Raw genomic sequence first — 22,546 nt, forward strand, 5'->3', positions numbered from 1 at the left:
CTCGCGGCTGGGCCTGACCTGCTACTGGGCGGCGGACCACCTGTTCTCCGACGCGGCGGCCGGCATCTCCGGCCAGGTAGTGCCCGGGGGCCGGCGGAGTGGGTCAGTTCTTGGCCCGGTTGGTCAGGCCGTCCACGAAGAGCGAGGTGCAGTCCTCGGCGAGGCTGGAGATGGGGTGGTCGGCGCTGGGCTTGAACCACCGTACGGACAGCCACACCGCATCCCGCATCAGCCGGTAGAGGATCTTCGGGTCGACGTCGGCACGGAAGGTGCCCTCGGCGATGCCAGCCTCGATGACGGTGAGCCAGGCATTCTGCACCTGCCGGCCGGCGTTGCGGAGGTAGCCGAACCGGTCGAACTGCAACAGGTAGTTGACGTCGTTCTGGTAGATCTCCGTGGCGTGTGGGTGTTCCTCGACGACCTTCAGGGAGGCCACGACCAGGTCGTGCAGGCGTCGGCGGGCGTCGGTCTCCTGTGCCAGGACCTGCGCGTACCGGTGCTGGAGATCCTTGAGGAAGGAGGAGACGATCTCGTCGACCATCGACTCCTTCGAGTCAAAGTGGTGGTAGAGGCTGCCGGAGAGGATGCCGACGTCGTCGGCGATCTGTCGGACCGTGGTCGCGGCCACCCCCTTGCTCGCGAACAGGGTGGCGGCGCTGTCGAGGATCGCCTCGCGCCGTACTCCAGGCTCTCGCGCCATGTTTTCTCGCAGACAGACTCGACGGAACAGGGTCTTGGTCGTTGGCCGTCCGAAGGGGCTTCCCGCCGGACGGCCTCCGGAGTGTACCGGCGGCATCGATAGGTCGTGCTATTCCAGGATCCAGGATAGCGTAACCAATCAAGCGCTTGGTAAATTTACCGCGCACGGCCCCGGATATCGAGTTACCCTGATCCAGGCGGCCGCCTGCGGGCCGGCCGCGGACGGCCGGGTGCGCCGGCGGCGAGAAAGCGGCGATGGCTGACAAGCCGGTCGTCAGGCTGTCGTAACCAACGAGTCCGACACGGTCGGCGAGCGGGATGGCTCCGACAAGGCGCAATCCCCGTGGGGTATTGACCCATGTCGACCATCGGACGCCAGCATCCGTGCGAGGTCACGGGAGCCAACAACTGTGGTAGCTCCCGATGCGTATCTCCTCGACCAGTGCGGGTTCGATTGATGGGCGCCCGAGCCGGTGGGGATACGTCCAACGGCGGGCGGCCAACCGTAGATGCCGGTGGCATGGTCCCGGACCGGGACCATCGGGCCGTAGTTCGGGCTGTGTGGGCGGCGGGCACTGCGCTCGTCGGGAGTGGCCTGCGCGGACCGCGCGGCGAGCGCGTCCAGGGGGCCAGCGCCGTGACGCCGGCGACGGCGGCTGCCCCGCCGAGCAGGGCGGGGCGGTCCAGGCCGGACGGCGACGGGGGCGGGGTATCCGGTGGGGCCATGAGCGAGATGAGCCTTGGCCCGGGAGTAATCCCAGGCCAAGGCCGTTCGCTACCCCAGGTACGTGGTCACGTGCGTGGGCCTTCGGAGCGCCGTCGCAACGCGCTATTCGGCGGTGGAACTCTCCGCCGGATCCGGTGCTTCCGTCTTCGTCTCGGTCTCCCGGGCGGCCCCCGTCCCGGCGGAGGGCTCGACCGCCTCAGCGGTCCTCGGGCTGACCCAGGAGAACTCGATCTCGACCGAGAACTCGTCCGTTCCCTCCTGCTCGACCTCCAGCTCGCACCGCACCTGGTCAGCGACGGCGATCGTACCCGCAGCGCCGTAGAAGAGGTGCCCGGTGGTCTCCAGTTGGCCCGCCAATTGGCGGAGCCAGGCGGCCAGATCCGCCCGAGATACGGTCCGGGCGTCTTCGTAGATATCCATGCCGTCATGCTTTCATTCCGCTAGCGACGGGCCGAGTGAGGGGCGTCCCGATCGACCGGCGGCGGTGGAGAAGTGGCCGACCGGGTCGGCGAGCGGCGTCTGTGCTGTCTTGTCCGTTCGCAGCCCTCGCATCGGTCTCAACCGGCGTTTGAGCTGGCTGTGATCAGCCTCGATCGGATTGTTGGCGTACTGCTCGACGTGGTGCCACGTGGACGGGGATCAGCTCGTCGAACATGTTCGGGTAGACGGCGGCGGCGTCGGTGAGTCCCCGCATGCCTTCGCCGACCCCTTGGTCCGCCGCAGCACCGGCAAGATCCTTCGGCGCCCCTGACGTTGACATCAACAGGAAGCTTTGTTTACTGTTTCTCGGCGTCTCCATAGAGAGGATCGCCGATGCGTACGCTCGCCGCCACGGCCGCCGCGCTGACCGCCCTACTCACCGTGCTCGCCGGCACCACCGGCACCGCGGCCGCCGCCGGCCCCACCCCGCTGGCGCCGGCCGACCTGACCGGTTCGGTCGCCGCCACCGGCATCTTCCTGTCCTGGCGCCAGCCGGCGGGCGGCCCCGCGATCGCGTCGTTCCGCGTCTACGAGGGCGGCGCGGTCGTGCGGCGCACGGCGACGACGTCGGCCCCGATGCAGTACCTAGGCGTCAACACCACCCACACCTACACGGTGACCGCGGTCTCCTCCAACGGCGTGGAGTCGCCCCCGTCTGCGCCGTTCACGGGCACCACGTGGACGCCCGGCATGGCACCCCAGTGCGACGAGCCCGCGCCGCTCACCGTCTTCGACGTGACGTCCTCCGCTCTATCGGTGCGCTGGTCGGTGGGCCGGGCGTCGCCGCAGCTCGCTCTGACGGTCAACGGCCGTGACTACGGCATCGTGCCCGGCACGAGCCTGCGCGTCGGCGGCCTCACCCCCGACACCGCGTACACAATCGCCCTGCGCCGCGCCAACTGCGACCCGCGCACCGGACCGGTTGGCTACGCCACCACCCGCACGCTTCCCGGCGCGACGAATGCGACCGCCGCGCCGCGAAACCTCGCCACCACCGCCAGGACCGACCGCTCGGTCGGCCTGACCTGGCCGGCCCCGTCCGACGGCTCGTACGTCCACCAGTACGCGGTCTACGACGGCGCCTACCGGGTCGCCACGACCTGGACCCCGTCGGCGACGGTCACTGGCCTGTTCCACGGCACCGTGCACCGCTTCACCGTGGCGGCGCTGGACGTGGCCGGCAACGAGTCGGAACACAGCCCCGTCCTGTCCCTCTCGACCGCCGCCTGCCCGGTTCTCCCGCCGTCCCCGTCCAGGGTGACCGCCACCGCTGTCACCGCGTCGACCCTGCGCCTGGACTGGACCCTCGAGTCGACCGCCGGCTCCTACACGGTGCTGGACGGCGACAGCGTCGTCGCCACCGTCACCGACCCGGGCGCAGTGCTCACGGGCCTGGCGCCGGCCTCGCCACACAGCCTGCGCGTGGTCGGGTCGTTGCCCGGCTGCCCCGACACGCCCGCCTCGGCGCCGCTGACCGTGACCACGCTCCCGGGCCCCACCGACCGCCCGGTGGCTCCGCTCGGCTTCCGTGTGGCCCAGCCGACGGTCGTCAACACCTACGATGCCGACGTCCCGCTGTCCTGGACCCCGTTGCCCGGCCTGGCCTACCGCCTGTACGACGGCGCCACGGTGGTCGGCACGTACCCAGGCAACGCCGTGACCCTGCGCACCCGCGGCGCTGAACGCCACCAGTACCGGCTGACCGCGGTCAACGCGAACGGCGACGAGTCCCCGCCGACTGCCCCGGTCGACGTGATCACCCCGTTCCTGGTCGCCCCGTGATGTCGCGGCGCGGGCGGTCCTGACACGCGCGTCAAGGGTGCAGGGCGGTGACCGCATGGTGTGCGCACTGGTCGGCCTCGGCGCCGTAACGGTCTTGTAGCCGCATCCAGGAGTAGGTCGGCTCCTGCGGCCACCCTTCGGGGGAGTGCTCCCAAGACTCCTGTCGTCCGTAGGGAGTGAGATCGAGGAGGTCGAAGACGAGCATGAACGGCTCTTCGCCCCGAGCAAACGTCGACCACGAGTGGAATATGCGGTCGCGGCGTCGAATGAAGACGCTGATCGCCTGCCGTTCCTCACCGTCCTGTGTGGCACCGAAGTCGTCGTTGAAGGTCGTCCCTCCGGAAGACACCCACGGTAGTTTCCATCCCATCCGCGTTCGAAATGCCGTGAGCTTGTCGATCGGCGCACGGGACACGAGCGCGAACGATGTGCGTCGCGCCTGCAGGTGGCTGAGAGGGCCGATGTGATCGGCCATCATCGAACAGCCGTCACATCCTTCCTCCCAGTCTTCAGCGAACATGAAGTGCTGCACGATGAGCTGCGGCCGGTCTCCGAAGAGGTCGAGGAGACTCACCGGGCCATCGGCCCCTTCGAAGACGTAGGGGGTAGTGACTTCCACGACGGGCAGCCGCCGCCGCATGGCCGCGACGGAGTCCTTCATCCGAGTGAGCGCCTTCTCCTGTAGGAGAAGCACGCGCCGCGCTTCCGCCCACGCTTCGGCATCCACAACGGGAGGCAGGGGAAGGTCGATCTCTGTCATGTGACGCTCCATCCGTTGTCGGTACAACTTGTCATGGCGGTGTCGGCCCGCCAGGCTCGGCGGATCAGGGCCTGGTGCACGAACGCGATCGCGATCGCGCCAGCAGCACGACGAGATCGCGTCCGCCCGTGGTGTGCGTGTCGGACAGTAATCCGGCGCGGATCAGGTCTGCGGCCGGCCGGAACGGCAGGACGTCGTGCACGGCCTGAAACCAGGCGGGAAGCTGTCCCGCCGGGAAGGCCACCGGAGAGAAGAGCAACACCAGAACCTGGGTGACGAGCTGGGTCAGCAGCGGCGGCAGGGTCACCGCTATCGATCGCCGTGGCGGTCACCGCTGTCAGGGCAGAGGCCGTGAGCAGAAGCGGCCAATTACGTACGCCCTGTTCCAACGAAGCTCCAGTGAGGGAGGGTGCAGTGCCTCAGTGTGCCTTGGCGGCCAGCGACTCCTCGGCGGCTGGGCCCTCGGCTACCGGCGACGAGGTGGCTCGGGCGGCGGCGATCGCGGCCTGCCCGGACGGCACCATGATCGCCACGATCATCACGGCGATGGTGACCAGGCCAGCCACGATCAGCAGGGTCTGGACGCTGATCACGTCGGCCAGTGGGCCGAACACCACCATGCCGATCGGGGTGGCCAGGGCCATCACGATGCCGACGTAGCTGAACACCCGGCCGTGCTTCTCCGGCTCCACCGTCTCCTGGATCAAGGTCATGAAAGGGGTGGAGAACAGGGGAACCGCGAGCCCGAACAAGAACATGAAACCGTAGAAGACCCACAGGTTGGTGCTGAGGCCCATCGCCACGGTGAGGATCGCGAAGCTGAAGGTGGAAATCAGGATCAGTCCGATCCGGCTGCGCTTGGCCAGCCAGGTGGCGATCAACGCGCCGCCGAGCAGCATTCCTACGCTGAACGCGATCTCCAGTACGGCCAGCATCCACTTTTCGCTACCGAAGGTGCGGGCCACCATCAGCGGCGTGACGAACGACGGCGCGACGGTGAGCATGAAGATGATCGCGAAGACCAGCAGCAGCCAGCGGACGATCCGGTGGGTCCAGATGTACTGCATGCCCTCGACCAGGTCCTGTCGGTAGGTGGTCGTAGTCTCGGTCGCCCGATCCAGGGTGGGCACCGCGACCAGGGCCAGCAGCCCGATGCCGATCACGGCGGTGATCACGTCCAGGAAGAAGACCGGCACCACTCCGAAACCGGCGTAGATGGCGGCAGCCGCCGCCGGAGCCAGCAGGGCCATCGCGGAGCTGATGGTCTGGAACATGCCGTTGACCCGCATCAGCTGGTCGGCCGGCACGATCTGCGGAATGATCGCCTGTACCGTCGGTGTCTGCACCCCGGCCCCGAAGGAGCGGACCGCGACCGCCAGCAGGATCACCCACAGGTCAGTGATGCCGTTCAACATCAACAGGGCCAGGACCAGGGTCGCCACCGCGATGCCCGCATCGGCGATGATCGTCAGCGTCTTGCGGTTCATCCGGTCGGCCAGCACCCCGCCGAAGATCGACACGACACCCTGCGGGGCGAACGCGCAGACGGCGTAGAGCGCGATCGCCAGGCCGGACTTGGTCTCCAACGTGACATACCACATAACCACGTACTGGACGACCATTGAACCGAACAGCGACACGGTCTGGCCGGACAGGAAGAGCGCGACGTTACGTTTCCAGTGTGCGGGTGCCGGCGCGGGACTGGTCTCGGGCGCAAGGCTTGTCTCGGGCACGGTCTCCTCAATCAGGGAAATCGGTCAGCGGCGACAAAGATAACCGCAGGGTGTGACCCTGTTGGGGCACTGGCGAGCGGCCCAGCTCGGTCCGGGAGGCCGGTTCACTCGTACGTCGGTGAGCACTCGCCCGATCGACCCAAACCGGCAAACCGTCCGGGCGGAGCCAAGGTTACGCCTGGTCGGGGCAGCTGATTTCCGGCAGCGTGAAAGCTCCCGTGGCGTGTCCAGAACCATACCGGTGCCAGGGTGGCTGTGGCTCGCCATTTAACCGGGAGCGGCGTGGCCTGGAGCCCGTGCTTTTCGGTACGGGCACGGCCGGCAGGCTGACGGTCCGCTCAGTCCCATTCCCAGCGCAGCCCTATCACGCCCGGCATGACCCCGGTCCGCACGAAGTGCGTGTCGTGGTGCGGGCCGAGGGTCATCTCCTCGCACTCGTCGTCGGCGCCGGTGGCGGAGCGCCGGACGAACCGCCAGCAGCGCACCGGCAGGGCGTCCGGGTCGAACCGTACCTGCAGCACCGCCTGGTGGACCGGGAACCGGAACGCGCGGGAGTAACCGGTGCCGGGTACGCCGCTGGCGTCGGTGATGTGGTATCGGAGGATCTGCGTCTCGCCGACCCGCAGCATGCGGTCGAAGAGCAGTTCGGCGACGAGCAGACCGGCCTGAGGATCTCGGCGGATCCGGCCGAGCCGGCAGTTGTCCAGGGCGGTGAACGACACCAACCCGATATCGCAGCCGGGATCGCCCTGGTAGATGGTGACATGCCGGTCGGTGTCCTGGTGCGCCGCCAGCACCTGGACGTGCTCGTACCGGCGGCCGTCGCGGCCGGCGCCGATCATGATGCTGTCGAAGGAACTGAGGATGTGCAGCCGGCCGTCCGGCCCGTCCAGGTCGTCGAGCAGCGCGGCGAGCGGCCCGGGCGCGTCGACCACGTCGGCGTACCGTCGCGCCCCGGGCGGCAGCCCGGCCGCCGGCCCACGCGGTCGGGGCGGGCCGAGCAGCACGATCAGTGAGTTTGCCGGCAGACCGAGGATCTCCTCCAGGGCGGTCACCGCCCGCAGCGAGGCGGGCCGTTCCGGCCGCCGACGCCCGGACTGCCAGTAGCTGAGCGTGCCGAGGCTGACGTGTACGCCGAACTGGTCGAGTCGGTGCTGGATACGTTGCAGGGCCAGCCCGTGGGACTGGATCGCCGCGCGTAGCGCGACGTGGAAGGGACCGGACCGCAGTACGGCGGCCAGTTCGCGATCCATGGCGACTCCTGTGAACGTTCACAGACAAATACCTTGTCGGGCACCGAAGCGCAAGGCCATCGCGCAGCGACGTTCACCGCTGCGTCGAGCGGTGTTCACCGAGCTACGGGGCGTTCCCGCGACGTCGTTGTGTGGCGCGGTGAACGGCTGCATCGTCAATGCGTCCCGTCCCTCACCGCTCGAGGAGCAAACAGATGAAACGCTTCTCTTCCTCCCGAAGAACACGACGGCTGGCGGGCCGGTGGGCTTCGGTCTGTCTGGCCGCAGTCGTCTCGACGGCGGTCCTGCCCGGCGCCCCGATCTCCGCCGCCCCGATCCCGGCCGGGCCGGCCGCGGAGGAGAGGAGCCAGTCCTGGCAGGTCGCGGAGAGCCAGCTACAGCCGGCTGACGAGAGCCAACTGCGACAGGTGGTCGCCGCCCGCCTGGTGAACCAGCACGGCCAACGCGCGCTGGCGACCTATGGCCGCGCCGCCACCGACAGCGTCGCGACGATGGTCGAACCCAAGCGGTACGCGGCCAACCGCAACTGGGTGTTCGGCGGCGGCGTCATTCGGGTGCCGTCGGACGTCGAAGCCGCACCGGTGGCGCTGCTCTTCCTGGCACAGCGGGTCGGTGGCAGTTGGCAGGTGGCTCTGGAAGGCAGTCCCGAGTTCGCCGTCGCGGCCCGGCAGGCGCCGGTGCTGAGCCAGGCCGAGCGGGACCTGTTCGGCCGGACGTCGGTCGCCGCAGCCGGTACCGCCACCGGCCTGGCGCTGCCCTGGAAGCTCAACCAGGGCTGGGCTCACTGGGGTGTGCACGGCGACTCGGGGGAGTCGTACCCGTACAACTCGATTGACTTCTACGGCGGCGACGGGGACGTACGCGCGTCGCGGGCCGGGTACATGTACCGGTTCTGCACCAACGCCCGCTGGCCGTACGTCAAGGTCGTGCACGACAACGGCTACACCACGGGCTACTACCACATCAGCAACCAGACGACGAAGGGCGAGGGGGCGTACGTCGCGGCCGGCGAGTACCTCGGCCGGATCGACGTGCAGTTGCCCTGCGGCGGCCGGGCCAACGGGGACCACGTGCACTGGACCCTCTGGCGGGGCAACACGGCGGTCACCGTGGTCGGCAAGACGATCGGCGGCTGGACCTGGTATTCCGGCAACGCCGCGTACCAGGGCTACGCGGAGCGCAACGGGCAGAAGGTGTACCGCAACTACTGCTGTCCCATCGTGAACTACGGCCCGGGTGACAGCAGCTACCCGACCGGCGTGGTGGAGACCGGCACGTTCAGCAACATCAACGTCAGATCCGGTCCGGGCGCCAACTACTCCGTCGTCGGTTCGGTGAACGACGGCGACGTCATCGAGATCGCCTGCACCGCGACGGGTGACTACGTGACCGGCCCGTGGAACAACCGGACCAACCTGTGGAACCGGATGCCGTCCGGCGGATACATCAGTGACGCGTTCGTCGACACCGGGACCGACGATCCGGTCGCCGGTACCTGTTCCTGACCCGGTGTCGGGGGCGGCGACCCGTCCGGGCCGACCCCGGTCCGGCACGGCACCTACCGTCACCACCACACGACAGCCCCGACCGGTAGCACCACCGGAGGCGGCGCCGGACGCGGCGCCGCCTCCGGGCGTCGCGGCGCCGGCCCCACTCTGGCCGCCGCGGCAAGACCGCACTGCTCGACAGACGGGCCTGGCCCACCCGCGTCGCCGCCCACAGGGCACATCCCGATAGCCCGATGTGCTGGACAAATCGGTTTGGAGATCTGTCCGATCCGTTCGATCCGGCCAGGCGGAGCAGCCTCTGCACCGCCAGGACAAGTGCACCGATAAAGCGTCCGATTGCTACAGTCGCGCGTCATGGGCGGGAAAGCGTTACTCATCGGAGTGCGACGGTTCGCGGACCGGGCGGGCGCCGAGTCGGAGTCGCCACTGACGCTGGGAAATCGGGCGCCTCTTGGGTTCGTTGATGACGTGCAGACAAGGGTGCGTAAAGCACTGGACCGACTGGGCTTCCACGTCGATGTGAAGCTCGACCCGGACCGGAACCAGATGGGCGAATCCGTTCAAGATGCGTTGGATGACGACAGCGGAAACCTGGTTCTGCACGTCGTGTCCCATGGCGAGGTCGGCGCTGACGACACACGACTTGATGTCGTGCCCGCGTGCGGGCGCACGGGAATGGGCACGAACGTCGCTGAGTGGGTATCGTCCGGACAGCTTCGTGACCAACCTGTTCTGCTCTTGCTTGACCTGTGTCGGTCGGGTCGGATCGCGCGGCTGCCGTGGCTGCTCCAGCGCACCGGACAGACCACCACGACCTGGGTGATCGCGGCGGCTGGCCCGGATGAGGACGCCTTCGACGGACGATTCAGCTGGGCGGTGGCCGACGTGCTCGACCGGCTCGCCATCGACGGTCTGGGTGCCGACCCGAGCCTGCGGTATGTGCCGCTGGAACTGGTTTCTCGACGGATCGCGAAGCGGGTCGCAGCCCAAAACGGCTTGCCGCAGCGTGTCTACGCCACTCCGGTCGACCCGGCCCAGCCGGCAGTCGAGCTGCGGTTCTTCCTCAACCCTCGCTACGAGCCCGATCATGTTGTCAGCAAGGTGTTGGATCCATCGCTGCGGGAGTATCTCGACTACGCCTACTTCATGGAGCGGGCGGGCACGCATTTCACCGGACGGCACCGCGAACTGCGCCTGCTGTCGCTCTGGTTGGACGGTGCGGCGAGCGACAGGTCCATCGTCATCACGGGCAGTCCCGGTGCCGGCAAGTCAGCGCTGCTGGGCGTGCTCGTGTGCGCGGCGCACCCCACCCTTGCCAAGGAGGTGCCCGCTGTCCGCGTACGGCTGGACACCCGATCACGCCCGTCGCTCAACCCAAACCTCGCGACAGTGCACGCCCGTGGCCGCGACACACTCCAGTTCGTTCACTCCATCGCCGACCAACTTAATCTGACCGCGCCGCAGCCCGACGGCTTCGCAGACAACATCGGCGACTGGCTTGACGAGATAGACAACGCACTGTGGCAACTGGATTGCATCCCCGCCGCCATGCGACAGTCGTTGTCGCCAGGCTGGAACGCCGCCACGCTCGTCGAGGCCATTGCCGGGCTGTCCGAGCCGCCGACAATCGTGCTCGACGCGCTCGATGAGGCACTCGACCCGATCGCCGTGGTCAACGAGTTGCTGCTGCCGCTGCTGCACGCCCACCGGCCGACGGGCGAGCGGGCGTGTCGGCTCTTGGTCGCCACACGCCCGGACGCGAAGTTCGCCCGGCTGATCGCCCAGACGGATGTGCTCGATCTTGACGGCGTCGAGGCGGACGAGCTGGGCGCGGACTTGGAAAGCCACCTCATGAATCGGCTCGCCGACGCGCCCGGCTACCGCCCGCGATCGGCGCGGCTGGTACGGGAACGCCTCGCCCGGGTAGTCGCGGGCCGCCTGGCCAGCGCATCCCGCAACTGGGGTGCGTTCCTGCTCGCGGAGGTGTTCCTGCGATACCTCGAAGCGGTGCCCGTTCCGGCCGACACCGAACGTGCCTTCCAGCTTGGTTTGTCCATGCCGACCCGGTTGCCCGAGGTATTCGAACTCCACCTCGGTGCGCTCGGCCCGGATCGAACTCTGCGCTGGGCGCTGGCCGCGATCGCGTTCGGCAAGGGCGACGGCATGCCCGCCGAGTTGATCGCGACCCTGGTCGGCGTCGACGTCACCGACATCCTCGTACAGGGAGGACCGTACCTGCGCACCAGCGCCGACTCTGACGGAACAACGCTGTACCGGCTGTTTCACCACAGCCTCGGCGAGTATCTGCGATCACAGCACGACACCACGCGTCTCTACGAACGCATCGTCGCGGGCGTACACAGTTGGCGTACCGCACCGCCATACCTGCTGCGGCACGCGATTGAACACGCCGCCGACGCGAACCGGGTCGACGACCTGCTCGTGGACCCCGAGTTTCTGCTCATGGCGGACCCGGACGCTGTCGTTCGGTGCCTCGGGAAGGCCCGGTCTCCGGCGGCACGAGAGGCAGCGGTGGTCTACCGGACGTCGGCGAAGCGGCATCGCAAGGCGACGCCCGACGAACGTCGCGAGATTCTGGCAATCGACGCGCGCCGCGTCGGTAGCCACGCACTTGTACGGACGTTCGCGGGCACCGGTCTCCTGACCCGCTGGGCGACCGGTGCACTGGTGAATCCCGCACTACGGGATGACCTGCCCGGGTACATCTTGCCGGTGTCATCGGTCGACTGCCTGCGTATCGGAGACGAGATCATCGCGGTCACCTGGGGCAGCCGCACGGTCCGGCTGTGGAACCTCCGCCACGGCCGCGCGCGGCAGCCGGCGCGGATCACCCTCGACCATCGGTACAACGCGGTTGCCGCGTTCGTCGCGGACGGCCGGCCGGTGGTGGCCGCGCTGGACGTCGAGTCTGGGATCCAGATCTTTGACCTGATCACCGGAGAGCCGGGCGGCCGGACGCAGGCGCCGAGTGGCCTCTCGTACCATGCCGTCACGGCAGGTACGGTGGACGGCCATGCGGTCGTCGTCGCCGGCGGCTTCGAAGGGACAGTGGACGTCTGGCCAGTGTCATCGTTCGATGAGATGGGCGCCGAGTCGCACAAGATCGGCTTTCACAACGATACCGTCCGCTACGCGAACTCGTTCACCGCAGACGGAGCCACGGTCGTCGTCACCGGCGACGAAAGCGGGCAAATCAATGTGCGCGCCCTGTCCGGCCGCCCGATTGATGCCACCCTCGCCGGACACGACGGCGAGGTTCGCGGTGTCTCCGGCGTCCTGCACGGCGCCGACCTGTACGTCGTGAGCACGGGCGAGGACGGGACCGTCCGGATGTGGAAGCTCAAGTCCGACAGCCCTCGCAGCAAGATGCTAACCAGCGGCGACGTGCTCGCCGGACCAGTCGCCTGCGCGATCGTCGACGACCGGCCGATCGCGCTGGTCGGACGCGCCGACGACATCGAGCTGTGGGACCTACGCACCCGAAAGCGCGTCGGCGCCCCGCTGAACCACACCGACAGCGTCCGGGCGATCCAATGCGTCGACCTCGATGGTGCGCCGGTCGCGGTGAGCACGGCAACCAGCGGGACCGTGCGGGTATGGAACCTGGACGTGGCTGTGACGGACGGATCGGCTGTCCTGCCAGGCCATACCGAACCGTTCTACGCGGCGGCGTGCGCCGTCGTCGACGACCGGATCGTGATCGTCGCTGGCGGCGGCGAGGTGGACAGCCGGCAGGACGGCGTGGCCGTGTGGGAGCTCGCAAACGGAACAATGATCGGTGAACCGTTCGGCCGCAAGGTCGGCTGGGTGGCGGCGCTGGCGACGGTGCGTACCGGCGACACGACCGTCGCCGTGCTGGCGGGAGGAGAAACGAGCTCTCTGGAACTGTGGGACCTCGCGACCGCACAGACGTGCGGGAACCTACTGGAAGGACACGAAGGCTCTGTGCACGACGTCGCCGCTGCCAACGTCGGCGGCCGGCCACTGGTGATCTCCGGGGGGTCAGACGGTGTGCCCCGGGTGTGGGACCTGGCCGACGGCAGTTGCGTTACGCTGCCAACCACCGAGGCTGATGTTGCCATCGACAAAGTGGCCATCGGCGACGACGGCGGCGCCCCCTACGTCGTGACCTGGTCGGAGCGGGACAGCAGGCTCGTGGTGTGGGATGTCCTCGCCCGAGTCATGCGTTGCAGGGTCGAGCCAGGGTTCACGACGGGGCTGGTGGCCTGCGCGACCGTGACCGGTAGACCGGTGGTCGTCGCGGCCGGCGAAGGCGTCGGTGTCTTCGACGCACGGACCGGCGCGTGCCTTCGCGTCATGGCATCACCGCCGGGTCTATACGTGCGTGCCCTTTCGTGCGGCGTACGTGGGGGACGCGCAGTGGCGGTGACGGGCTGCTTCGACGAGGTCGTGCGGGTGTGGGACCTGCTGACCGGTGAGTGCCTCGATACACACGCGGTGCCCGACCGTGCCGATGCTGTGTTGCTCGCTCCGGACGGTGCGATCGTGGTGTGCTACGAACGGGAAATCGTCGTACTGGACCGTGGGGAGTGACCCGCACCATGCGTGTCGTGGGGGTGCACGGTGTCGGCAACCATCGTCCGTCCGTCACCTCGGCCCAGGCAGGCGAACAGCTGTCGGCGATCTGGAGCCGCGCGCTGGCGCGTGGATTTTCCCAGCCGGTGGACCTGACCGTCGCCTACTACGCCGACCACCTACAGCCGCGCGGTCGTCAGGGCGCGGACGATGACCTGCCGCCAGAGGCACGTGAACTGCTGGAAGCATGGTTGGAACAACTCGACGTGCCACCTGCCGTCACCCAAGGCAACGCCACCCGACCGGTTCGCCAGATCCTCGGGTGGATCGCTGAACGCCGCCAGCTCGCGCCCCGTCTCGTGGAGTTGTTCGTGACAACTTTCTTCCGCGAGGTCGCCCGCTACCTGCGGAGCGACGGCGTCCGGCAGACGAGCCGAGACACAGTGGCCGCGACGATCCGCACACACCAGCCATCGGTGGTGCTGGCGCACTCCCTGGGCAGCATCGTCACCTACGAAACCCTGTGGCACCACGGAGACCTGGAGGTGGACCTGCTCATCACGCTCGGCTCGCCGTTGGCCATGCCGCACGCGGTGTTCCCGCGGCTCGACCCTGCCCCAGTGGCTGGGCTCGGATCCCGCCCGCCAAACGTGAGGCGCTGGGTGAACATCGCCGACGTAGGTGATCTGGTCGCGATCCCCTCAGGTGGTATCCCCATGCGGTTCCTCGACGTAGCGGCCGACCATACAGCGGCGATCCACGCGTTCGACTTCCACATGGCGGCGAGTTACCTTGCCTGCCTGCCACTGGCGGCGGAGCTTTCGGCGCATCGCTGACAGGCGGAGCTCTTCGGTCGGCCACCCCGCCTTCCTGGCCGGACCCCCGGCTCGCGGCTTCCTCACGAGCCCAAGTCGGCGGGCTGCGCCCGCCGTTCATCACCTCGGGCGTGGTCGCGGTCGGGCTGCCGTTCACCACAATTTCCAGTCGCCGACGCGTCTCGCGGCGGAGGCGGGCGTCTCAGCCGGCGCGGCGCCGTAGCAGGTAGGTGTCCATGATCCAACCCTTGCGCTCCCGGGCCGCCTGGCGCTCGTGCACGATCCGCGGCGCGACCTCGGCCAGCGGCCCGGAGACGAGAATCTCGTCCGGCGTACCGAGATAGGCGCCCCAGAAGATGTCCAGCTCCTGATCGGTGTACCGGGTGAAGGCACAGTGCGCGTCCAGCATCACCACGATGTCGTCGACGTCGTGCGGCAGACCGGTGGCGATGCGTCGACCGGTGGTGACCAGGAAGGGGCGGCCCACCCGGTTCAGGCCGATCCGGTGTCGAGCGGCCAGCGTGGCGATGCTGCTGACACCGGGGATCACCCGGTGCTCGACGGCGACCGTCCCCCGGGAGCGGATCTCCTCGACGACGGCGATCGTGCTGTCGTAGAGCGCGGGGTCGCCCCACACCAGGAACGCCCCGCACCCGCCGTCGGCGAGTTGCTCGGCGATGGCGGACTCCAGCAGGTCGGCGCGTTCCCGCCGCCAGTCGTCCACGGCTGTCACGTATCCGTCGGCGGTGCGGTCGCGCTCGGGGTCCCGGACCTCCACCAGCCGGTGGTCGGCGCGGGCGAACCGGGCCAGCAGATCCTGCCGCAGCGCGATGAGATCGTGCTTCTCCGCGCCCTTGTCGAGCAGGAAGAACACGTCCGCCTGCCGCAGCGCGTCGGCGGCGGCGAGGGTGAGCTGGCCGGGGTCACCCGCTCCGATACCGATGATGAGGATGGTCCGCACGGGGAGTCAGTCTGCCTCACCTCCCGGACGCTTCGCAGTCCGGTCCCGCCGTGGGGAGTAGAGGTAACTGTCGGGAAAGGAGTCGGCGCCCAGCACCGCACCCACGATGATGACCGCGGTGCGGCGTACACCCGCCGCTTCCACCTGATCGGCGATGTCGGCCAGGACGCCGCGCAGCACGACCTCGTCGGCTCGGCTGGCGTTGGCGACCACCGCGACCGGGCAGTCCGCCCCGTAGTGCTCGGCCAACGTCGCCGCCAACTGCCGGGTTCGGGCCACCGCCAGGTGCAGCACCAGGGTGGCGCGGCTGCGTCCGAGCACCGCGAGATCCTCACCGGGAGGCATCGGTGTGGAGCGTGCCTGGGCCCGGGTGAGGATCACCGTCTGGCCGATCGTCGGTACGGTCAGCTCCCGGCCCAACGTCGCGGCGGCGGCGGCGTACGCGGGCACCCCGGGCACGATCTCGTACGGCACGCCTGCCGCGTCCAGCCGTCGGCTCTGTTCGGCGACGGCGCTGAACAAGGCCGGGTCACCGGAACAGAGCCGGGCGACATCGTGCCCGTCGGCGTGCGCGGCGATGAGCTCGGCGACGATCTCGTCCAGGGTGAGGTCGGCGGTGTCGACCCGTCGTGCGTCGTCCGGGCAGCAGTCGAGCAGTTCGGCGGGGACCAGGCTGCCGGCGTAGAGACAGACCTGTGCCCGGTTGAGGATGCGCTGTCCGCGTACGGTGATGAGATCTGCCGCGCCCGGGCCGGCACCGATGAAGTACACGGTCACGGCCGGGTCACCGCCCACTGCACCAGTGGCCGGGCTGGCTGCCAGCCGGTGAAGGCACCCAGCGGCGCCGCCCGGTCGACGGACAGCCGGGTCAGGTCACCACCGTGCCGGGCGGCCTGGTCGACGAGTTCCCGTTCGCCCTCCAGCGTGACGGCGTGGGCGACGAGCCGGCCACCGGGACGGAGCGCCCCCCACACGGCGGCGAAGAGGCCCGGGGCGGTCAGGCCACCACCGACGAACACCGCATCCGGTGCGGGCAGCCCGGCGAGGGCGTCCGGTGCGGCGCCGCGCACGATCCGCAGCTGCGGCACGCCGAGGCTGCGGGCGTTGCGGGCGATCCGGTCGGCGCGGTCGGGTCGGCCCTCGATCGCGAGCGCGGAGGTGGACGGGTCGGCGCGCAGCCATTCGATGCCGACGCTGCCACAGCCGGCGCCGACGTCCCACAGCAGTTCGCCGTGGGTCGGGGCCAGCCGGGACAGGGCCATCGCACGCGCCTCCCGTTTGGTCAGGGCGCCGTCGTGGTCGTACGCGTCGTCGGGCAGCCCGGGCATCGGCGACAGCACCCGGGTGTCGGGCGCCGCGACGACCCGGACCGCGACCACGTTGAGCGGATCGCCCGGCTCGGCGCTCCACTCCTGCGCGATGCCGCCGGTCCGTCGTTCGCTCGTCCCGCCGAGCGCGGCGAGGACGGTCAGCTCGCTGGGGCCGTACCCGGCTGCGGTGAGCGTCCGGGCCAGCTCGGCGGGGGTGTCCGCGCCGCTGCTGAGCACCAGCAGCAGCCGGCCGGGGGACAGGTCGCGTCGGATCCGGTCGAGGTCCCGGGCGACCGTGCTGTGCACGGTGACCTGCTCGACCGGCCAACCCAGGCGGGCGCAGGCCAGCACGATCGACGACGGGTGGCTCACCACCCGTACCCGGTCCGGGCCGAGCAGCCGGACCAGATGGCTGCCGATGCCGTACCACATGGGCTCGCCGCTGGCGAGCACGCAGATCCGTCGGCCGGCGTGGGTGTCCAGCAGGTCGGGCAGGGCGGGCAGCAACGGGCTCGGCCAGCGGACCCGTGGCGCCGACACATCCGCCGGTAGCAGGTCGAGCTGGCGGTCGCTGCCGAGGAGCACCTGGGCCGTCTCGACCGCCTGCCGGCCGGCCTCGCCGAGCCCTGGCCAACCGTCTGCGCCGATGCCGACCACGGTGACCGACCCTGCCGGTGTCGTGGGGTTCACGCGTCGGAACGCTAGTCGAGGTCCTTCGGGCTCTGCCATCGTGGGGCCGGCTGTGACATGATCTGTCGCGACGGCGCGGTGAGGAACACCGGTGGACGGCCCGAACGGGCCGGCGAATCCGGGGCGGTCCCGCCACTGTGACCGGTCCGGCACGTTCCGGCCCGGGAGCCAGACACTCACCCCGCCGTACCGAACCGTCCGGTGCTCGTTGCCCCGCGGCGGCGCGGTTGGTGACCGGTCGTGGGCGCGGACCCACGCGAGGTGAAAGGGTGACCGTGCGGTCATACCCGTTCTCCGCCGTCGTCGGCATGGACGACATGGCTCTGGCGCTCAGTCTCTGCGCCGTCTCTCCCGCGATCGGCGGGGTGCTCGTCCGCGGCGAGAAGGGCACCGCGAAGTCGACCACTGTGCGTGCCCTCGCCGAGCTGCTGCCCGCACTCGACGTGGTCGAGGATTGTCGGTTTTCCTGCGATCCGGCGGCGGTCGACCCGCGCTGCCCGGACGGCCCGCACCCGGAACCACGGGTGGCGCGAACCCGTCCCGCCCGGCTGGTCGAGCTGCCGGTCGGGGCCAGCGAGGACCGCGTGCTCGGCGCGTTGCACCTGGAACGCGCGTTGAACGAGGGCGTCAGCTCGTACGACCCGGGGCTGCTGGCCGCGGCCCATCGTGGGCTGCTCTACGTCGACGAGGTGAACCTGCTGCACGACCACCTGGTCGACGTGCTGCTGGACGCTGCGGCGATGGGCCGGGCCACGGTGGAGCGCGAAGGCGTGTCGGTCAGCCACGCGGCCCGGTTCGTCCTGGTCGGCACGATGAACCCGGAGGAGGGTGAGCTGCGGCCGCAGCTGCTCGACCGGTTCGGTCTCACGGTCGAGGTCGCCGCGAGCCGCGACCCGCAGGTGCGGGCCGAGGTGATGCGCCGCCGGCTGGCCTACGACGCCGATCCGGACGCCTTCGCCGCCCGGTACGCCGATGCCGATGCCGAGTTGGGCACCCGGGTGGTGCGGGCGCGGGCGCTGCTGCCGCAGGTCTGCCTCGACGACGACATGGTGACCCGGATCGCCGCTCTCTGCGCGGCGGCGGAGGTCGACGGGATGCGTGCGGATCTCGTCATCGCCCGGACGGCGATGGCACACGCCGCCTGGTGTGGACGCACCGACGTGCGGGTCACCGACGTCCGCGTCGCGTCGCGGCTCGCCCTGCCGCACCGTCGTCGCCGCAATCCCTTCGACCCGCCCCGGCAGGACCGCGACGAACTCGACCAGGCGCTGCGCGAGGCCGGGTTGGACGAACCGCCCCCCGGCGACGAGACAACCGCCGCCGGCCCACCTCCGCCGGAGGAGGGACAGCCCGGGCCCGCCGGGCCGCCCGGCCCCGATGGCCCAGACGGCCCTGACGGCCCTGACGGCCCAGGCGGGCCCGAGGGCCCGGACGGTCCCGGCGGCGGTGCGCCGGACCCCGGCCAGGAGGACCCCGAAACGGGACGACCGCACCACCGGCACTCGGCCACGGACCCGGCCGACGCGGGCCGGCCCGACGCGTCCCCGGTCCCCGCCGGGGTGCCCTTCCGAGCCCGCCTGCTGGCGGTGGGCGGCACGGGCGCCGGTGCCCCCGGGCGCCGTTCGGCCGCCCTGACCAGCATCGGGCGCACGATCGGCGCCGAGCGTCCCACCGGCCCCGGCCGCCCGCATCTGGTGGCCACCCTGCGTGCCGCAGCCCCCCACCAGCAGTCCCGGGGCCGCCGGGGCCCCGGCCTCCTGATCCGTGCCGCGGACGTCCGCATGCCGGTACGCCAGGGCCGGGAGAGCAACCTGGTCCTGTTCTGCGTGGACGCCTCCGGATCGATGGGGGCCCGGCAGCGCATCGGCGCGGTCAAGACGGCGGTGCTGTCCCTGCTGCTGGATGCCTACCAGCGACGGGACAAGGTCGGTCTGGTCACCTTCCGGGCCGCGGACGCCGAGGTGACCCTGCCGCCCACGTCGAGCGTGGACGTGGCCGCGGCCCGCCTGGCGGCCCTGCCGACCGGAGGCCGCACCCCGCTGGCCGAAGGGCTGCTCCGTGCCCGCGAGGTGCTGCGCATCGAGCGGATCCGCGACCCGCGACGCCGCCCCCTGCTGGTGGTGGTCACCGACGGGCGGGCCACCGCCGGGCCGGAGGCGGTGCCGCGGGCGATGTACGCCGCGGCGCTGCTCGGTGCCGACGGCACCCCGGCCGTCGTGGTCGACTGCGAGCAGGGCCGCGTCCGGATGGGCCTGGCCGGCGCGCTCGCCGGCGCGCTGGCGGCCGAACACATCCCCCTGGAGGGCGTCGCCGCCGACGCGCTCACCGAGGCGGTGCGGTCTCGCACCGCCACCCGACACGGAAGCCGAGCCGCCTGATGCCCCAGGGCCGACCCACCGACGTCCCGAAGGACGGTCTCACCACCCGGCAGCGCCGCAACCGGCCACTGCTGATCGTCCACACCGGGCAGATGAAGGGCAAGTCGACCGCCGCGTTCGGCATGGCCCTGCGCGGCTGGAACCAGGGCTGGTCGACCGCGGTGTTCCAGTTCGTCAAGAGCGCCAAGTGGACCGTCGGCGAGGAGAACGCCCTACGCACCCTCGGTCGGGTGCACGAGGAGACCGGCGAGGGCGGCCCGGTGTCGTGGCACAAGATGGGTGCGGGTTGGAGCTGGAGCCGCACCAAGGGCAGCGAGGAGGACCACGCGGCCCAGGCCGCGGAGGGCTGGGCGGAGATCAAGCGCCGCCTCGCCGACACCCGACACGACCTCTACGTCCTCGACGAGTTCACGTATCCGATGAAGTGGGGCTGGGTCGACGTGGACGACGTCGTGGCCACCCTGTTGTCCCGCTCCGGGCACCAACACGTCGTCATCACCGGCCGTGACGCCGACAGCCGGCTCGTCGAGGCGGCCGACCTCGTCGTCGAGATGACCAAGATCAAGCACCCGATGGACGCGGGCCAGAAGGGCCAGCGGGGGATCGAATGGTGACGGCGCTGCCGCGGGTGCTGATCGCCGCGCCGGCCTCCGGCCAGGGCAAGACCACGGTCGCCACCGGGCTGATGGCGGCCCTGCGCCGTCGTGGCCTGGCCGTCAGCGGGCACAAGGTCGGCCCCGACTACATCGACCCCGGCTACCACCAGCTGGCCACCGGCCGCCGGGGCCGCAACCTCGATCCCTTCCTCCAGGGCGAGCAGCGGGTCGTTCCGCTGCTGCTGCACGGCGCCGCCGCCGACGGTCCGGCCGACATCGCGGTCGTCGAGGGGGTGATGGGGCTGCTCGACGGGGCGGTCGGCCGGGCCGGCTTCGCCTCCACCGCGCACGTGGCGCGGCTGACCCGCACCCCGGTGCTCCTCGTCGTGGACGTCTCCGGCGCGTCCCGCAGCATCGCCGCGCTGGTGCACGGCTTCGCCACGTTCGACCCGCAACTCGTGATCGCCGGGGTCATCCTCAACAAGGTCGGCTCGGCCACACACGAGGCCGAGATCCGCGAGGCGGTCGCGGCGACCGGGGTGCCGGTGCTCGGCGCCCTGCCCCGGGACGCCGCCCTGGACACACCCAGCCGCCACCTCGGGCTGGTGCCGGCCGCCGAACGGGCGACCGCGGCCCGCCGGACCGTCGACGCCCTCGCCGCCCACGTCGCCGCCGGCATCGACCTCGAGGCGGTCCTCACCACGGCGCGGCGCGCGCCCGCCCTCCCCGGACCGGCCTGGGATCCGGCCGCCGAAGTCGGTGGCCGCACCGTCGACGCGACCATCGCGGTCGCGTCGGGCCCGGCGTTCACCTTCCGGTACGCGGAGACCGACGAGCTGCTCACCGCCGCCGGCGTACGCCTCGCCCCGTTCGATCCGCTGCACGCGCCCGAGCTTCCCGACGACACCGCCGCCCTCTACCTCGGCGGCGGTTTCCCCGAGGTGTACGCGGCCGGGCTGGCCGACAACCGCCCCCTGCGCCACGCCGTGGCGTCCGCCGTGCGGGCGGGCCTGCCGGTGGTGGCCGAGTGCGCCGGCCTGCTCTACCTGACCCGTGAGCTCGACGGTGCGCCGATGACCGGCGTGCTCGACGTCCGGGCCCGGATGACCGAACGGCTGACGCTCGGTTACCGGGAGGCCCGCGCGCTCGCCGACAGCGCGCTGACCGACGCCGGTGACCTCGTGACCGGGCACGAGTTCCACCGCACCCAGGTCGAACCGGGACCGGCGGCGACCGCAGCCTGGCGGTTCCGGCCCCGCCCGTCCGTGGCGCACGGCACCGCCACCGCCACGGTCGAGGGCTTCGTCGCCGGTTCCGGCGGCACGGTGCACGCCTCCTATCTGCACGTGCACTGGGCCGGGTACCCACACCTGGCCGCCCGGTTCGCCGCCGCCGCCCACCAGCACCGAACCGGCGTCGTGGTCCGTCCCGGCTCCGCAAAGCGGGGCGGTCCGCTGCCCGTCGGGGGAGCGCCGGTACCCGCCCAGCGACCGACTGCCACGCCCGGCCGGGGCCGGCCCGTGCCCGAGACCGGCACGGTGGTCCTGGTCGGCGCCGGCCCCGGAGATCCCGGCCTGGTCACCCGCCGCGGGCTGGACCGCCTGGCCGAGGCGGACGTCGTGGTGACCGACCGGCTGGTTCCCCACGAGCTGCTCCGTCAACTGCGGCCGGGGGTACGGGTCGTCGACGTGTCGAAGATTCCACGCGGCGCGTTCGTCCCGCAGGAACGCATCAACCAGATCCTCGTCGAGGAGGCACGTGCCGGCCACCGGGTGGTGCGGCTCAAGGGCGGCGACCCGTTCGTCTTCGGCCGGGGGATGGAGGAGGTCCAGGCGTGCCGCGCGGCCGGGTTGCCGGTCGAGGTGGTGCCCGGCATCTCCAGCGCCGTCGCCGTGCCGGAACTGGCCGGCGTGCCGGTGACCCACCGGGGGCTGACCCAGGGCTTCACGGTTGTCTCGGCCCACCTGCCGCCCGACGATCCCGGCAGCACCGTCGACTGGGCGGGGGTGGCCCGCGCGGGCACCACCGTCGTGCTGCTCATGGCGGTGCAGACCCTGCCGGCGGTCACCGCCGCGTTGGTCGCGCACGGCATGGACCCGGCGACCCCGGCGGCCAGCATCGAGAACGGTGCCACACCGACCCAGCGGGTGCTGCACGGACGCCTGGACGACATCGCCGACGTCGCAGCCGCCGAGCGGCTGTCCCCACCGGCGATCACGGTCATCGGTGAGGTGGCGGCCTTCGCCCGCACCGCTGCGCCGGCGCCCGACGTGACCGTCTGACCTGCTGCCCCGGGC

Annotated in this window: 16 protein-coding genes and 2 pseudogenes; 8 read left to right on the plus strand and 10 right to left on the minus strand. The window is 70.7% G+C overall.

Annotation, left to right across the window (positions count from 1 at the left end; translation table 11 throughout):
• Positions 1-103 precede the first annotated feature (103 nt).
• The 3 genes and pseudogenes from GA0070608_RS20770 to GA0070608_RS34345 form a co-directional block, all read right to left on the minus strand.
• Positions 104-700, minus strand: a complete 597-nt coding sequence (locus GA0070608_RS20770; RefSeq protein WP_091630220.1) for a TetR/AcrR family transcriptional regulator — start codon at positions 698-700, stop codon at positions 104-106.
• Positions 701-1,528: 828 nt separating this feature from the next.
• Positions 1,529-1,846 (minus strand): amphi-Trp domain-containing protein, encoded by a 318-nt coding sequence (locus GA0070608_RS20775; protein WP_091630221.1) that lies wholly within the window; start codon positions 1,844-1,846, stop codon positions 1,529-1,531.
• 12 nt (positions 1,847-1,858) lie between these two features.
• Positions 1,859-2,044: pseudogene (locus tag GA0070608_RS34345) on the minus strand (DDE-type integrase/transposase/recombinase); the annotation flags it as partial.
• A 195-nt stretch (positions 2,045-2,239) separates the two neighbouring features.
• On the opposite strand from GA0070608_RS34345, the gene GA0070608_RS20785 reads away from it, so the two are divergent.
• Positions 2,240-3,688: a fibronectin type III domain-containing protein gene (locus tag GA0070608_RS20785; RefSeq protein ID WP_091630223.1), complete on the plus strand. Its 1,449-nt coding sequence runs from the start codon at positions 2,240-2,242 to the stop codon at positions 3,686-3,688.
• Positions 3,689-3,719: 31 nt separating this feature from the next.
• Here the strand turns inward: GA0070608_RS20785 and GA0070608_RS20790 are convergent, their stop codons facing one another.
• The 4 genes from GA0070608_RS20790 to GA0070608_RS20805 form a co-directional block, all read right to left on the minus strand.
• On the minus strand, positions 3,720-4,448 hold the full coding sequence (locus GA0070608_RS20790) for a DUF899 domain-containing protein (RefSeq protein WP_091630224.1): 729 nt from the start codon (positions 4,446-4,448) through the stop codon (positions 3,720-3,722).
• Positions 4,449-4,512: 64 nt separating this feature from the next.
• Positions 4,513-4,755 (minus strand): ABC-2 transporter permease, encoded by a 243-nt coding sequence (locus GA0070608_RS20795; protein WP_091630225.1) that lies wholly within the window; start codon positions 4,753-4,755, stop codon positions 4,513-4,515.
• A gap of 112 nt (positions 4,756-4,867) precedes the next feature.
• The gene (locus GA0070608_RS20800) at positions 4,868-6,181 is read right to left on the minus strand and encodes an MFS transporter (protein ID WP_218107541.1); all 1,314 of its coding nucleotides are present in this window, start codon (positions 6,179-6,181) and stop codon (positions 4,868-4,870) included.
• A 338-nt stretch (positions 6,182-6,519) separates the two neighbouring features.
• Positions 6,520-7,434: a hypothetical protein gene (locus tag GA0070608_RS20805; RefSeq protein WP_091630226.1), complete on the minus strand. Its 915-nt coding sequence runs from the start codon at positions 7,432-7,434 to the stop codon at positions 6,520-6,522.
• Between the two features lie 194 nt (positions 7,435-7,628).
• On the opposite strand from GA0070608_RS20805, the gene GA0070608_RS20810 reads away from it, so the two are divergent.
• The 3 genes from GA0070608_RS20810 to GA0070608_RS32735 all read left to right on the plus strand — a co-directional run bounded on the left by GA0070608_RS20810 (position 7,629) and on the right by GA0070608_RS32735 (position 14,335).
• Positions 7,629-8,939 carry a peptidoglycan DD-metalloendopeptidase family protein gene (locus tag GA0070608_RS20810; RefSeq protein WP_091630227.1) on the plus strand — a complete coding sequence of 437 codons (1,311 nt, stop codon included), beginning with the start codon at positions 7,629-7,631 and terminating at the stop codon, positions 8,937-8,939.
• 357 nt (positions 8,940-9,296) lie between these two features.
• Complete coding sequence (locus tag GA0070608_RS20820; RefSeq protein WP_141719514.1) at positions 9,297-13,517, plus strand: caspase family protein; 4,221 nt, start codon at positions 9,297-9,299, stop codon at positions 13,515-13,517.
• A 17-nt stretch (positions 13,518-13,534) separates the two neighbouring features.
• Complete coding sequence (locus tag GA0070608_RS32735; protein ID WP_176733781.1) at positions 13,535-14,335, plus strand: serine peptidase; 801 nt, start codon at positions 13,535-13,537, stop codon at positions 14,333-14,335.
• A gap of 181 nt (positions 14,336-14,516) precedes the next feature.
• On the opposite strand, the gene cobF is transcribed toward GA0070608_RS32735, so the two are convergent.
• Genes cobF through cbiE form a run of 3 tightly spaced genes read right to left on the minus strand, consistent with a single transcriptional unit; the run spans position 14,517 to position 17,275 of the window.
• Positions 14,517-15,275 (minus strand): precorrin-6A synthase (deacetylating), encoded by a 759-nt coding sequence (cobF, locus tag GA0070608_RS20830; protein WP_091630230.1) that lies wholly within the window; start codon positions 15,273-15,275, stop codon positions 14,517-14,519.
• Positions 15,276-15,281: 6 nt separating this feature from the next.
• Entirely contained in the window at positions 15,282-16,052 is a 771-nt protein-coding gene (gene cobM, locus GA0070608_RS20835) for a precorrin-4 C(11)-methyltransferase (RefSeq protein WP_091635661.1), read from the minus strand.
• Positions 16,049-17,275 carry a precorrin-6y C5,15-methyltransferase (decarboxylating) subunit CbiE gene (cbiE, locus tag GA0070608_RS20840; RefSeq protein ID WP_245715857.1) on the minus strand — a complete coding sequence of 409 codons (1,227 nt, stop codon included), beginning with the start codon at positions 17,273-17,275 and terminating at the stop codon, positions 16,049-16,051. The genes cobM and cbiE overlap by 4 nt, the downstream gene beginning before the upstream one ends.
• Before the next feature lie 308 nt (positions 17,276-17,583).
• Here cbiE and GA0070608_RS20845 point away from each other — a divergent pair, with 308 nt between their 5' ends.
• From GA0070608_RS20845 to cobA, 4 genes and pseudogenes are all read left to right on the plus strand, one after another.
• Positions 17,584-19,653: a magnesium chelatase subunit D family protein gene (locus GA0070608_RS20845; RefSeq protein ID WP_091635665.1), complete on the plus strand. Its 2,070-nt coding sequence runs from the start codon at positions 17,584-17,586 to the stop codon at positions 19,651-19,653.
• Entirely contained in the window at positions 19,653-20,267 is a 615-nt protein-coding gene (gene cobO, locus GA0070608_RS20850) for a cob(I)yrinic acid a,c-diamide adenosyltransferase (protein ID WP_091630232.1), read from the plus strand. Before GA0070608_RS20845 ends, cobO begins: the two co-directional genes overlap by 1 nt.
• Positions 20,261-21,646: pseudogene (locus tag GA0070608_RS34350) on the plus strand (cobyrinic acid a,c-diamide synthase CobB); the annotation flags it as partial. The gene cobO and the pseudogene GA0070608_RS34350, both read left to right, overlap by 7 nt.
• A gap of 141 nt (positions 21,647-21,787) precedes the next feature.
• Complete coding sequence (cobA, locus tag GA0070608_RS34355) at positions 21,788-22,531, plus strand: uroporphyrinogen-III C-methyltransferase (RefSeq protein ID WP_425413254.1); 744 nt, start codon at positions 21,788-21,790, stop codon at positions 22,529-22,531.
• Positions 22,532-22,546: the final 15 nt, after the last annotated feature.

It is taken from the genome of Micromonospora peucetia, assembly GCF_900091625.1.
Lineage (GTDB): Bacteria > Actinomycetota > Actinomycetes > Mycobacteriales > Micromonosporaceae > Micromonospora > Micromonospora peucetia.